Source organism: Candidatus Pelagibacter sp. HIMB1521, assembly GCF_052047875.1.
Classification (GTDB): Bacteria; Pseudomonadota; Alphaproteobacteria; order Pelagibacterales; family Pelagibacteraceae; genus Pelagibacter.
The window spans coordinates 32,458-46,598 of record NZ_JBNAIZ010000005.1 but is presented as its reverse complement, the minus strand read 5'-3'; the positions used below and the strand labels follow the sequence as shown (position 1 = coordinate 46,598).

General features: G+C 31.9%; 14 protein-coding genes. 12 read left to right on the top strand and 2 right to left on the bottom strand.

Annotation, left to right across the window (positions count from 1 at the left end; all coding sequences use genetic code 11):
• Window positions 1–2 precede the first annotated feature (2 nt).
• Complete coding sequence (locus ACTTA5_RS02720; protein WP_440647717.1) at window positions 3–1,004, bottom strand: 4-hydroxythreonine-4-phosphate dehydrogenase PdxA; 1,002 nt, start codon at window positions 1,002–1,004, stop codon at window positions 3–5.
• A gap of 89 nt (window positions 1,005–1,093) precedes the next feature.
• Between ACTTA5_RS02720 and ACTTA5_RS02715 the strand changes: the two genes are divergently transcribed.
• From ACTTA5_RS02715 to ACTTA5_RS02660, 12 genes are all read left to right on the top strand, one after another.
• Entirely contained in the window at window positions 1,094–2,068 is a 975-nt protein-coding gene (locus ACTTA5_RS02715) for a Bug family tripartite tricarboxylate transporter substrate binding protein (RefSeq protein ID WP_440647715.1), read from the top strand.
• A 23-nt stretch (window positions 2,069–2,091) separates the two neighbouring features.
• Window positions 2,092–2,598: a tripartite tricarboxylate transporter TctB family protein gene (locus tag ACTTA5_RS02710; RefSeq protein WP_440647713.1), complete on the top strand. Its 507-nt coding sequence runs from the start codon at window positions 2,092–2,094 to the stop codon at window positions 2,596–2,598.
• Complete coding sequence (locus ACTTA5_RS02705; protein ID WP_440647711.1) at window positions 2,599–4,071, top strand: tripartite tricarboxylate transporter permease; 1,473 nt, start codon at window positions 2,599–2,601, stop codon at window positions 4,069–4,071.
• Between the two features lie 3 nt (window positions 4,072–4,074).
• Entirely contained in the window at window positions 4,075–4,824 is a 750-nt protein-coding gene (locus tag ACTTA5_RS02700; RefSeq protein WP_440647709.1) for an SDR family NAD(P)-dependent oxidoreductase, read from the top strand.
• A 5-nt stretch (window positions 4,825–4,829) separates the two neighbouring features.
• Window positions 4,830–5,732: an ROK family protein gene (locus tag ACTTA5_RS02695; protein WP_440647707.1), complete on the top strand. Its 903-nt coding sequence runs from the start codon at window positions 4,830–4,832 to the stop codon at window positions 5,730–5,732.
• Between the two features lie 177 nt (window positions 5,733–5,909).
• A complete protein-coding gene (locus tag ACTTA5_RS02690; protein ID WP_262589451.1) occupies window positions 5,910–6,815 on the top strand; it encodes a sugar ABC transporter substrate-binding protein in 906 nt (301 codons plus the stop codon).
• Between the two features lie 72 nt (window positions 6,816–6,887).
• Complete coding sequence (locus tag ACTTA5_RS02685) at window positions 6,888–8,483, top strand: ABC transporter permease (protein ID WP_440618598.1); 1,596 nt, start codon at window positions 6,888–6,890, stop codon at window positions 8,481–8,483.
• Entirely contained in the window at window positions 8,483–9,262 is a 780-nt protein-coding gene (locus ACTTA5_RS02680; protein WP_440647706.1) for an ATP-binding cassette domain-containing protein, read from the top strand. Before ACTTA5_RS02685 ends, ACTTA5_RS02680 begins: the two co-directional genes overlap by 1 nt.
• Before the next feature lie 44 nt (window positions 9,263–9,306).
• Complete coding sequence (locus tag ACTTA5_RS02675; RefSeq protein WP_440647704.1) at window positions 9,307–10,155, top strand: phytanoyl-CoA dioxygenase family protein; 849 nt, start codon at window positions 9,307–9,309, stop codon at window positions 10,153–10,155.
• Between the two features lie 126 nt (window positions 10,156–10,281).
• Window positions 10,282–11,043 (top strand): SDR family NAD(P)-dependent oxidoreductase, encoded by a 762-nt coding sequence (locus tag ACTTA5_RS02670; RefSeq protein ID WP_440647702.1) that lies wholly within the window; start codon window positions 10,282–10,284, stop codon window positions 11,041–11,043.
• Window positions 11,044–11,051: 8 nt separating this feature from the next.
• On the top strand, window positions 11,052–12,035 hold the full coding sequence (locus tag ACTTA5_RS02665) for an aldose epimerase family protein (RefSeq protein WP_440647700.1): 984 nt from the start codon (window positions 11,052–11,054) through the stop codon (window positions 12,033–12,035).
• Window position 12,036: 1 nt separating this feature from the next.
• Window positions 12,037–13,074: a Gfo/Idh/MocA family protein gene (locus ACTTA5_RS02660; protein ID WP_440647698.1), complete on the top strand. Its 1,038-nt coding sequence runs from the start codon at window positions 12,037–12,039 to the stop codon at window positions 13,072–13,074.
• Here the strand turns inward: ACTTA5_RS02660 and ACTTA5_RS02655 are convergent.
• Window positions 13,071–14,135, bottom strand: a complete 1,065-nt coding sequence (locus ACTTA5_RS02655) for a tartrate dehydrogenase (protein ID WP_440647696.1) — start codon at window positions 14,133–14,135, stop codon at window positions 13,071–13,073. The genes ACTTA5_RS02660 and ACTTA5_RS02655 overlap by 4 nt on opposite strands.
• Window positions 14,136–14,141: the final 6 nt, after the last annotated feature.

The following is a 14,141-nucleotide window of genomic DNA, read 5'->3' as shown; positions in this document are numbered from 1 at the left end:
GCTTAGCTTAACTTCTTTTTATTTTCAGCCATTGATAATGCAATTTTAAATGAATTTAAAATTGGAGCTAAATTAGCTTCATTTTTTCCAGCAATTGCAAAAGCTGATCCATGTGCAGTAGTTGTTACAGGAACTGTTAACCCACCTTGAACTGTAACCCCTCTGTCAAAACCAAATGCTTTAAGTCCAGACTGAAGTGCATCATGATACATTCCAACCATACAATCATGGTTTTTATTTTTATAAGCAACCACAAAAGATGTATCACATGGTAACGGACCATCTGTATTAAATCCAAGTTTTTTTGCTTCTTCTATTGCTGGAATAATTTCATCTTTTTCCTCGGTGCCAAATTCAGCATGTGGGTTAAGTGCCTGAACTGCTATTCTAGGATTTTTTACGCCATTCAATTCCATAACTTCATTAATTAATTTAATAGGCTTTAAGATATTTTCTTTTGTGATGTGCTGTGCAACTTCTTTAATTGGAATGTGAGAGGTTACTCTTGCAGTCCAAAAATTATCTATAACATTAAACTCACAACAAAAACTTTTTACATCTAATTTTTCAGCCATTAATTGTAATTCATCTGAATGGGTATTTCCTCCAAGTTTCAAACTTGTTTTATTCATTGGAGCAAAATTGATTGCATCAATTTTTTTTTCTTTAGCAAGATTTAGTGCTAAATCTAAAGCCTCTAAAACACTTTCACCCGATTCTTTTGAAGGTTCAGCTATTTTATATTTATGGTTTTTTCCTTTTGAAATGTCTAGTAAATATCTGTTCGATTTATTAAAATCAATTTGATCAAAGCTTTCTACGACTTCAAGTTGGTGAGAATTGCCAGTTACATTATTTCCACTCTCGAGAATTTGTTTTTCACCAATAACAACAATATTTGCTTTGTTAATTATTTCCTCACTTAATAGTTTTGAAATAAGTTCAGGTCCTATTCCCGCAGGATCACCAAGTAGTAGAGCTATGTTAGCTTTTGTTTGAGTCATTTTTTACTTTACGTTTTGTATCAGAATATGATTATATATTTATATATAAGTTATATATATAAAAACTAAATAAACTAAAGAGGGAAATAATGAAAAAAAGCTTTAAACTATTTTTAGCAGCTGCTTTTTTAGTAACTGAATTTTTTGTTGTAGCTCTTCCATTAATGATCACTTCAGCAAAAGCTGATGGACATCCAATACAAGCAATTACTCACGCTGGTTTTGGTGGTGGAACTGACGTTACTACTAGAATGATGTTATTAAGAGCGAGAAGAGTTCTTAAACAAGATATGCAGTTAGTTAACAAAAAAGGTGGTGGTGGAGCAGCATCTATGGATTACATGATGTCTTTACCTGCAGATGGTAACCACACTTTAACTTGGACTACTGGTCACGCAGTATCAATGGCTTTAGGAAAAACTAAAGTAAAATTAAGCGATATGCAGCCTTTAGCAAGAGGTACAGACGATCCTCAATTATTTGTTGTTAACTGTAACAATGAAATTAAAGATGCTAAAAAATTCATTAGCGCGCAAAAATCAAAATCACTAAAATATGGAACAACACACACTGGTGGTATTGATGATGTTAGTGCAATTGCATTTACTAAAAAAGGTGGATTAACAGATCCAACTATTGTTGCTTACAAAGGTGTAGCGCCAATTAAAACTAACCTAATCAAAGGTGATATCGATGTAGGTGTTTTAAACTTAGGTGAAGCATTAACTGAAATCAACGAAGGTAAACTTTGTGTATCAGTTGTTTTAGCAAATAATAGAATGGCTAAAATTGGTGACTCTCCAACAGCTAAAGAATTAGGAATTCCTGTTTCTTTATCCACTGTTAGAGGTTTCGTAACTAAAAAAGGTGCTCCAGCAGACAGAGTAAAACAGTTAGAAGCTGGAATGATGAAAGCTATGAGCCACAACTATTACAAAAATTTCTTAACTGAAATTGGTCTTGATGACACTAGTGTAGTTGGTGCTGACGAGTGGGGTAAGCAAATGGAAGAAATGCTTGCTGAAATGACTGCTCAGCTAAAAGCTTTAGGTTACATTAACTAATCTAATTAAAAGTACATTTGAATATGAAAAATGTACAAAAACAAAAAAGGGCAAACAAAAGTTTGCCCTTTTTTTTTAGAGATGAGTTTAAAGTCTCTTTTGTAATTATTTTTATTTCTGTAGCATTATTAATCACTACTTTTACTTTTGATATTGTTCCTCCTATTTTAAATAGAGGAATACAGCCTGCAACATTTCCAAAGGCACTTTTGGTTTTAATAATAGTAATGACTTTATTGATTTATTATTTAGCAACAAAAAATCCTTGGAAGGTTCAAAAAAAATTACCAAAATCATTCTATTTAACACTTTCAAGTTTTGTAATTTTTTTAATCATCTCAAAAACTTTAGATTTCTTCTTGGCAATTTCAGTTTTATCTATTTTTGTTTCTTATTACTGGGGTGAGAAAAGAATATTCTATTTATTACTTGTTGGAATTATATTTCCTGTGATTGTCTTTATTTTTTTTGAAACAATTTTAGGTCTAAGATTTCCACCTGGAATTATAACTAACATTTATTATAGCTAGATGGATAATTTATTATTGATGATGGCTCCATTATTTAGCTCAAAGCTATTATTGGTTTTATTTTTTGGAACTTTGTTTGGATTAATTTTAGGTGTGTTACCTGGTTTAGGTCCTACAACTGGCGGTGCATTAATTTTACCTTTTACAATGACACTTGATCCATTGTCAGCAATTGTATTGTTAACTTCTATTTATTGTGCAGGTACTTATGGTGGTGCGATAACTGCAGTTCTAATTAATACACCAGGAACACCAGCTGCTGCAGCAACTTGTTTAGATGGTTATCCTTTGGCACAAAAAGGAGAGGCAGGAAGAGCTCTAGGAATGGCTACTGTATCAAGTACAGTTGGTGGTATTTTTAGTGTTGTAATACTTGTCTTTTTTGCACCTATATTAGCGCAGCTTGCATATGAATTTGGTCAGCCAGAATATTTTGCTTTAGCGATCTTTGGTTTAACGATGCTTGCATCAATTGGAGAGGGTAGTCCAATTAAGAATTTGATTGCAGGTGCATTTGGAATTTTGATTTCAACAGTTGGTAAAGATTTTATGACATCAATTGATCGATTTACTTTTGGAATTAATGAATTAACAGAAGGAATTGGTTTTATTCCTGTTGTTGTTGGATTATTTGCAATGAGTGAGATGTTAACTCAGTCAACTTTAATTAATCAAGTATTTAACAGAATAGCCTTAAAAGCAATCAAGCTTCCAAGTAAAGATGATTACAAAAAAACTTGGAAAACAATTTTAAGATCTAGTGGTATTGGTTCATTTATTGGAGTGCTGCCTGCAGAAGGAGGAACAGTTGCTTCTTTAATTGGATATTCAGAAGCAAAAAGATTTTCAAAAAACCCAGAGGAATTTGGAAAAGGTTCTATTGAAGGTATTGCAGGTGCAGAAGCTGCAAATAATGCAGCGACAGGTGGTGCGATGGTTCCAACACTTGCTCTTGGAATTCCTGGAAGTGCAACAACAGCTGTTATCTTAACTGGATTAATTATACATGGTGTTAGACCTGGTCCAGATTTATTTAAAGAACAACCTGATTTTTTATATGGAATTTTTGGTGCAATGTTAATTGCTAATGTTTTGTTCTTTATATTTGGTTTTTTCGGTGCAAAAATTTTTGCAAGAATAACATTGGTGCCTAATAAAATTCTATGGCCGATGATTTTTGCAGTTTCAGTTTGTGGAACCTATTCATTAAATCAATCTATAATTGATGTTTGGATCATGTTATTTTTTGGAGTGCTTGGTTTCTTCATGAGAAGATATGGTTTCTCAGTTGTCCCTGTTATAATTGGTTTAATTTTAGGTGAATTAGTTGAAGGTACTTTGAGACAATCTCTAGTTATATTTGACGGAAATTGGTTGATGTTTTTTACAAGACCAATAGCTTTAACATTCTTTATTTTATCTTTAATTGCTCTAGCTTTTCCATTAATAAGATCTAGAAAAATTAAAAAATAAACTATGATTAAATTTGATTTAAATAACAGAGTGGCAATTGTAACTGGTGGAGCCCAAGGGTTTGGATTAGCTATCACTGAAAGATTTATCGAGTCTGGTGCTAAAGTAGTAATTTGGGATATCGATGAAGGTGAAGCTAAAAAAGCATTAGAAAAAGTAAATTCAGAAAATTTAACTTATCAAATAGTTGATGTGAGCAACTATGAAACAATTAATTCAAAATTGTCTGAAGTTGAAAAATCTCATGGTAAGATCGATATCTTTATTAATAATGCAGGTGTAGCAGGCATGAACACTACTGTTGCAGAGTATCCAATAGAAGAGTGGAACAAAGTTATTAATCTTAACTTAAATGCAGTCTTTTATTGTTGCAAAGCAGTTGTTCCATTTATGACAAAGAATGATTATGGAAGAATTGTTAATATTGCCTCTATTGCAGGTAAAGAAGGAAATCCAAATGCAAGTGCTTACAGTACTTCAAAAGCAGGAGTGATAGGATTAACTAAATCTTTAGGTAAAGAACTTGCACAAAAAAACATTGCAGTAAATTGTGTTACTCCGGCTGCTGCAAAAACTAGAATTTTTGATCAAATGACTGAGGAGCATATAAATTATATGCTTTCAAAAATACCAAGAAATAAATTTGCTAAAGTAGAGGAATTGGCTTCCTTAGTTGCTTGGTTATCAAGCGAAGAAAACTCTTTCTCAACAGCTGCAGTGTTCGATCTAAGCGGTGGTAGAGCAACTTACTAATAATTATGCAAGTAGGTATAGACGTTGGTGCAACAAAGATAGAGAGTGTTGTACTCGAAAAAGATGGACAAGAAAAACATAGATCTAGAATAGCATGTCCAAAAAACTATACTCAAATTATTACTGCAATAAAAGATATTCACAAAAAATTAGAAGAAGAGTTTAAACAAGAACTTCCAATCGGTGTTTGTCATCCTGGAGTTCACTCTCCTCAAACAGGGTTGGTTAAAAACGTTCCCAACATCAGCTGGTTAGAAAAAAAACCTTTTCAAAATGATTTGCGTAAGGCATTGGGTAAAGAAGTATTTTGTGAAAATGATGCAAATTGTTTTGCTTTATCAGAAGCCATAGATGGAGCAGGGAAACATTATAAAATTGTTTATGGAATTATTTTAGGTTCTGGAGTTGGAGGTGGTTTGGTAATTGATAAAAAAATAGTAAGTGGTCCAAATGGTGTTGCCGGAGAGTGGGGTCATAATCAAATTCCTTACTTTGCTGCAAAAAAGGAAAATTTCGATTCAAGTAACCCTAGAGAAGCAGAGATTGAAAGTTTTTTATCTGGCTTAGGCTTAGCTAAAAGATTTAAAAAACTTTATGGAAAAAATTTGAAAACAAACGAGATTTTTGAATTAAATAGAAAACATGATTTAGATGCTGAAAAATTTATAGACGATTTTAAAGTAAATTTAGCAATGTCACTTTCGAGTATAATAAATATATTGGATCCTGATGCTTTTATATTTGGAGGAGGAGTTTCAAACGAAATTGATTTCTTACATGAAATAGATTCACTGGTGCGAAAATTTGTAATTGGCAGAGAATACGAAGGTGTTTTTTTAAAACCAAGATATGGCGATGCGAGTGGCGTTAGAGGTGCTGCAAGATTAGGAAGAAGCGCGACATATTAGTTTTAAATTTAAATTTAGAAAAATTCTAAAATTTAAAGACAAGCAAAGAAGCGAAAAAAATTTAAAAAAAAAATTTCAATTAAAAGTTGTATCTATATTTTTTGTTATGATCTTTACTCAAAGTGGGTATATTTCATTTTTTAAATTAATTTAAAAACATAAAAAAAGGGAGAAATAATGAAAAAACTTATACTTTCGATTGCAGCTCTTGCATTATTTGCAACTTCTGCGTTCGCTGAAAGATATGTCATGATTACTCATGGTGAAGGAAAAGATCCTTTTTGGCCTGTAGTTCAAAAAGGTGGTGAAGATGCAGCTAGAGCAATCGGTGCTGACTTCGAATATATCTACAACCCTTCTGCTGATATGGCTGATATGGCAAGCTCAATTCAAGCTGCTGCAGCTACTCAACCAGATGGTATGGTAATTTCTTTACCAGATCCAGATGCATTAGGCCCAGCTATTAAAGCTGCTGTTGCTGCTGGTGTTCCAGTAATTACAATGAACTCTGGTTTAGAGTCATCTGCTAGCCTAGGTGCTTTAATGCACGTTGGTCAGCCTGAATTACTTGCTGGACAAAAAGCTGGTGAAAGAGCAAAAGCTGAAGGTGCTTCTAAAGCACTTTGTATGATTCAAGAAGCATACAACACAGCTCTTGTAGACAGATGTGAAGGTTACGGTTCTGCTGTTCCTATGCAAATGACTGATACTACATCTGACCCTGCAACTATTCAAACTAGAGCAACTGCTGCTTTACAAGCTAACAGCGATATCGATGCGATCCTTTCAGTAGGACCACACGTGTGTGAAGCTGTTGATAAAGCTTTAGCTGATCTAGGTATGACAGTACACCACTCTTGCTTCGACTTAAGTCCTGCAGTTATGGATTTAATCGGATCTGGAAGAGTTGCTTTCACTATCGATCAACAACAAAGATTACAAGGTTATATGCCAATCATCGTATTACACTTGTACAACAACAGTGCTGGACTTTTACCAGGAGCTAACATCCCATCAGGACCTGGCTTCGTTGACAAGTCTAACGCTTCTTCAGTTGCTGCTTTAGCAGGTATTGATAGATAGTCTGTAATAATTTAAAGGGTCGATTATTCAATCGGCCCTTTTTTTTTAACAAAATTAATAAGTCTTTAATTAATGAATACTTCAACAACAAAAAAACCAAGACAAGAGTCAGACCGACAAGGTGAAAAAAAATGGTACTCTGCATTTATGTCTCGACCAGAAGTTGGACCTTTTGGAGTTATGGTTTTACTTTTTTGTATGTTGGGATACTTTTCTATTCCAGAAGGACAATTTTCTCTTAACCCTTTCTCTGGTGAAGGATTTAACGCTTTAGGAATTAGAAATAATTTTAGGGTAATTGCTCAATTAGGGATAGTTGCTCTTGCTGCTGGAATGTTAATCATTGCAGGTGAATTTGATCTTTCTGTTGGTTCAATGATCGGTTTTGCCGGTGGTTGTATGGCAATGATACTTAAATGGGGTTTTGCTGTTGTTATCCCTTATATATCTTTTGAAGGTGGTTTTCATTTTGAAGGATTTACATTATTTAAAATTCAAGATGTATCTCCATTATTAGCAATATTAATTACATTATGTATGACATTATCTTTTGGATGGATACAAGGATGGATAATTGTTAAGAGTGGAATATCTTCTTTCATTGTTACACTAGGTGGACTTTTCTTCTTAAGAGGTTTAACTGAGGTATCATACAGAGCATTTAACAAAGCTCCTGATCAAACTGCTGGATCAACAACTGTTACAGATTTACCTGATATCAAAAACATTATAAATGTCCCAGGTCATGGAGAAATGGAGAGAGATGCCGCTAAATCTTTACCAAATGACCAATTATTAGAAATTCTTAGCACTGTGCCAGCTAGCACGGTTGCAAAATTAACTGAACGATTAACATATATTAACGAAAAAGTTGCAGCTTATAAAACTGCTATGAATGCTGAAAAGATGATTGCAACCTTAGAAAAATCATTAGCTGGGGCAAAAAAATCTGGCAATGACTCAATGGTTGAAATTTTGACAAAGAAAATTGAAGCTGGTGTTAATGTTCCCGAAGTTGCAGCAAAAGCGGTAACTGATATCGATATAGCAAAAGCATACATCGACACGATAGTTACTGCAAGACCTGTAGCTAATTTCTTTGGTGGCGATATTATGGAACCAGTATTTAACTGGCTATATTATACGGTAGATTGGAACGTAAATAACTTCGGAAACATTTTTGCTAAAGGAATGTATTCTTGTTTGATGATTTGGGGACTGATTGCATTTATTTGTTATTTAATTTTAAGTAAAACTCAAGCAGGTAACTGGATTTATTCAACTGGTGGAAATCTTAATGCCGCAAAAGCTAATGGTGTGCCAACGAATAAAGTTAAAATTTCATTATTTATGTTCACAGCATTCTGCGCAACTATGTTTGCGGCTTGTCAGGTATTTGAAGTTAATACTGCAGATACAGCTAAAGGTAATTTAAAAGAGTTAGAAGCAATTGCTGCAGCGGTTATTGGTGGTGTTGTTTTAACTGGAGGTTTTGGAACTATAGGTGGAATAATTCTAGGAACAATTATTTTTGGAATTGCAAAAGAAGCTTTCTTTTATATTCCTGGAATTGATGGATCGTTCTACAGAGTGTTCCTTGGAGCAGTACTTGTTACTGCTGCCTTTACCAATGAAAATATACGAAAACGAATTATGGGAAATATCTAATGGATAAAAAACCATTAATTGAAATAAAAAATTTAGTAAAAAAATTTGGAGCATTTACTGCTTTAAATGGTGTTTCATTAGATGTTTATCCAGGTGAAGTTCACGCATTGTTAGGTGATAATGGTGCTGGAAAATCAACTTTGATCAAAGTGTTATCAGGTGTTCATCCTATGACAAGTGGAGAAATAAAAGTAGATGGAGAAAATGTTAACTTTACTACACCACGACAAGCATCTGATGCAGGAATTGGAACAGTTTATCAAGATTTAGCACTTAACGCTCTAACTTCAGTAACAAGAAATTTTTTTCTTGGACGTGAAATAATAAAAGGACCTAGTGGATTTGGTTTAATGCAAATGGATGAGATGGACAGAATAACAATAGAGGAAATGTCTAAAATTGGAATTAACATTGCAAACCCTAATCAACCAGTTGGAACAATGTCAGGAGGACAAAGACAAACTTTGGCTATTGCAAGGGCAATTTATTTTGGTGCGAAGATATTAATATTAGACGAACCCACATCAGCATTAGGTCAAAAGCAACAAATGGAAGTTTTAAAGACAATTAAAAAAGTTCAAAATTTAGGAAATATTGCAATTATACTTATCACCCACAATGAAATTCATGCACGTCTTATAGCTGATCGATTTACTTTTTTAAGTTTAGGAGAAGTAATTGGTTCAGGATTGTCTTCAGAACTAGGTAATGAAGAAGTTAAAAGATTGATGGCAGGTGGTGCTAAAATTGGTGATCTAGCTAAAGAATTAGAGTTATAATTTTTTTTATTTTTTTTTAATTTTTTTTCACTTAAAATTTATTGATGCGTAAATTCTCAAGAAATACTTTTAATATTACCGAAGCAATAAATGAATTAATGCATGAATCTGGAGTTATTGTTGTTGAAAACGTATATAATTTAAACGATATCAAAGAAGCAAGAGAGATTGTTAATCATTTTGCAGATACACAAGAGCAAAAAGAAACCCACTTTAACGCCGAGGCTGAGGCGTCTGATAAAATTAAACTACAGCAAAGAATATGGAATTTATTTGGTAAAGGAGAGGTTTTTAGTAAATTAATAACAAATGACATTATTTTTAGCTTAATGTCTAAACTTTTAGGTTCAGAGTTTTTTTGTGGATCATACTGCGCAAGTAGATTGCTACCAGGATCAATAGGTCAAGAACTACATATCGATTATCCGTATTGGGATTTTTATAATAGTGAGACTTTTCCAATGGGTCTTAATAGTTCATTTGCACAAAACTGTCAGGCTACTATACCTTTAGATATCTGCTCAGAACAATCAGGAGCAACGGCTTTCATACCAGGATCACAAAAGAAACTACACTATCCAAATGAAAATGATGACTTTTCAAACAAACAACAAATGATTGCTAATCCTGGAGATTTAGTTTTTTTTAATGGTAACTGTTGGCATGGAGCATCACCAAATAAATCAGATCACCAAAGAGCAGCATTACTGATAGAGTTTCTTCCAAAGTATATAAAACCAGTTGAAGATTTAGTTACTTATTTATCGGAAGACTTCAAAAATAATTCAAATCCAAAAGTGCGACAGCTTTTAGGATTAAATTATGAATATCCAAAAATAATGGATGCAAGTAAAAAAATAAATAATATTGGTTTAGGTTATAAAGCTAAATAAAATATATATTTTTAATTTAAATACTCTATAACTAGTAAAAATAATAAAAACAGCATTAAGAAAATTGATTAAAAAAATATAAATAATGCTGATAGAGATTTTTGTAACTAGTGGAGGATTAAGAAAATGAAAGTAAAATATTACGATTTAGAAAATAAAAGAGTATTTATCACTGGCGGAGGATCAGGAATTGGAGCTTCAATTGTTGAACATTTTTGTGAACAAGGTTCAGAAGTTTACTTTATAGACATTAATGTATCAGAATCTGAAAAATTAATTGAAAGTATAAAAAATAAAAAATATTCAATACCAACTTTTATTGAATGTGATTTATTAAACATAAAACAACTTCAAAAGACAATTGCAGACATCATAGATCAAAAAGGTCCAATTGATATTTTAATCAATAACGCTGCTAATGACACAAGACATAAAATTGATGATGTTACAGAAGAATATTGGAATGAGAGAATAAATGTAAACTTAAGACATTATTTTTTCACAGTACAGTCAGTTAAAAAATCAATGATTGAAAATAAAGGTGGTGTAATTGTTAATATGGGTTCAGCATCTTGGATGGTTGGACAAGGTGGTATGGCAGCTTATACAGCAGCGAAATCTGGAGTAGTTGGCTTAACAAGGTCATTCGCTAGAGATTTAGGAGAATTTAATATTAGAGTTAACTCAGTAGTTCCAGGGTGGGTCTTAACACAAAGACAAATTGATATGTGGTTAAACGAAGAATCTGAAAAAGATTTGATGAAAAACCAATGTTTAAAAGAGAAACTAATGCCTCATGAGCTTGCTCAAACAGTATTATTTTTTTCATCAGAACAGTCTTCTGGTTGCACAAATCAATCTTACATCGTTGATAAAGGTTGGCTATAAGAGACTTTGTGCAAGTACAAAGTTCAACGATAGAAAATAAATATTTAAGAGTTAAGTCAATTAATATTGGCGCTTGTTTGTACGAGGTTTATGACAAGAAAAGGAGAATTAACTTAATCTTAAATCTAGGTCCTACAAAAAATTATAGCAGTAAGAATTTTTATGTAGGTGCTACTTGCGGCAGGTACGCGGGCAGAATTTCAAATTCAAAATTTAAGATTAAAAATAAGATTTATAAACTTGATGGCAACGAAGGAAGAAATACACTCCATGGAGGAAAAATAGGATTTGATAGATTAGAATGGAAAATAAAACATCATTCAAAAAATAAAATTATTTATAAATTATTATCTAAAAATTTAGACCAAGGTTTTCCAGGAGATCTAAATTCAGAGTGTATTTTTGAAATCAAAAACAAAAGTTTATTTATAAAATATCAATATAAATCAAGCGAATTAACCCATGTGAGTTTAACCAATCATAGTTATTGGAACTTGAATAAGAGTAAAAAAGAGACAATTTTTAATCATGATTTAAAAATTAACTCTGAAAAATATCTTGAAGTAACTAATAAATTAATCCCAACTGGTAAAATTAAAAAAGTTAAAAATACTATTAATGATTTTAATAAGTTTCAAAATATTGGAAAAAAAATAGACATTATTAAAAACAAAAAAATAAAGAGAGTATCTAATACAATCAATCAATTGGGATTTGATTTAACATATTGTATTAAAAAAAATTCTAAAAATTATTTAGCCTCTCTAAAAAATAAAAAAACTAATATTCAATTAGACTTTTATTCAAATCTTCCTGGTGTACAGCTCTATACCAGTCAAGGTTTGAGGTATAAAAATAAACTTGCTCCTTACCAGGGGGTTTGTTTAGAAACGCAACACTACCCAGATGCACCAAACAATAAAAATTTTCCAAGTACTTTAATTAAACCTAAAAAACTTTATAGGTACTTTACAAAAATAAATATTTTGTAAAATGAATAAAAAAATAAATATATCCATTGTTGGAACAGGCTTAATGGGGTTGCAACATATAAAGGCAATTTCAAAATCTAAAAAAGCAAACCTTCATTCAATAGTAGATATTACTATGAATGCTAAAAATTTATCAAAAACTTATAAAATCCCATTATTTTCAAATGTAGACGAACTTTTAAATTCAAAGAATTTGGATGCAGTAATTGTAGCTACTCCAAATCAACTTCATGAAAAGCATACAGTCAGTTTTTTAAAGAAAAAAATTCCGGTATTATTAGAAAAACCTATTTCAGATAACATTAATTCAGCTAAAAAAATTATTAGTAGTGCTAATAAAAATAAAACACCGTTACTGATAGGTTATCATAGAAGACATAACTCTATTGTATCAAAGGTAAAAGAGTTAATCGATAAAGGTAAATTAGGAAACATCGTTTCAGCAAATGTATTGTGTTGGTTATATAAACACAAAGCTTATTACAAAGAAAAATGGAGAATTAGTAAAGGTGGAGGGCCTTTAGGAATTAATTTAGTCCATGATATCGATATGATTTGCTACCTACTTGGATCTATTAAATACGTTCAAGCATTTACAACCAATAAAACTAGAAAATTTGCAGTTGAAGATACAGCAACAATTAGCTTAATTTTTAATTCAGGTGCACTTTGTACATTAAATTTATCAGATACAATTGTTGCTCCATGGAGTTATGAGTTAACTGCAGGGGAAAACCCAGCCTATCCTATAACTAATCAATCCGCATATATGATCGGTGGTACTAAGGGATCATTGCAATTTCCTAATTTAAAATATTGGTTTTATAAAAATGAGCGAAGTTGGTGGAATAAGATCTTTGTTAATGAAGATAAAAATAAAAAAGACGACAGTACTTTAGTAAACCAAATTGATCATTTTGCTGATGTGGTATCTAAAAAAGTTAAGCCAAAAGTAAATGGCAATGACGGTTTAATTTCTTTAAAAATTTTTGCAGCAATAACCAAAAGTGCAAAAACTGGTAAGAAGGTTAAGATTTAAAGATTAGCCAATATTGAACTAGAACATTTTAAGGTATCAGCTTCTCCACCTAAGTCTTTAGTTCTATTTTCTTTTTGACTTAAAGATTTTTCAATAGCCTCAACAATTGAATTAGATGCTTCTTTTTCTCCCAAATAATCTAACATCATTGCTCCTGACCAAATTTGTCCTACAGGATTAGCAATACCTTTTCCCGCAATATCAGGTGCTGAACCATGAACTGGTTCAAATAAAGATGGAAATTTATTTTCAGGATTAATATTACCAGATGGAGCAATTCCAATAGTTCCAGTGCAAGCAGGTCCTAAATCAGAAAGAATGTCTCCAAATAAATTAGATGCAACAACAACATCAAACCATTCTGGATTTAGTACAAATCTAGCAACCAAAATATCAATATGATATTGATCTGTTTCAATATCAGGATAATTTTCTTTCATTGCATTAAAACGTTCATCCCAAAACGGCATTGTAATTGAAATACCATTTGATTTTGTTGCATTCGTTAATTTTTTTCTTTTTCTTTGTTTTGCTAATTCAAAAGCAAATTTTTGAACTCTATCTATTCCATGGGCAGACATGATAGTTTCCTGAATAGCTATTTCTCTATCAGTATTTTTAAACATTCTTCCACCAACAGAAGAGTATTCACCTTCAGTATTTTCTCTAACAATTAGCATATCAATGTCACCTGGTTTTTTATTTGCTAACGGAGGATTAATTCCAGGAAACAATTTTACCGGTCTAAGATTTATATATTGATCAAATTCTCTTCTAAACTGAAGTAAGGATCCCCATAACGATATATGATCTGGAACTTGATCTGGCATTCCAACTGCGCCAAAGAATATTGCATCATGTTTTCCTAATTTTTCCTTCCAATCATCTGGAAGCATTTTTCCATGTTTTTCATAATAATCACATGAAGCAAAATCATATTCTGTAAAATTTATTTTAAATTGATGTTTTTCAGCAGCGTCTTTTAGTACTTTTAAGCCTTCAGGGACTACTTCTTTTCCTATCCCATCTCCTGCTATTGAAGCAATGTTATATTCTTTCATAGGTTG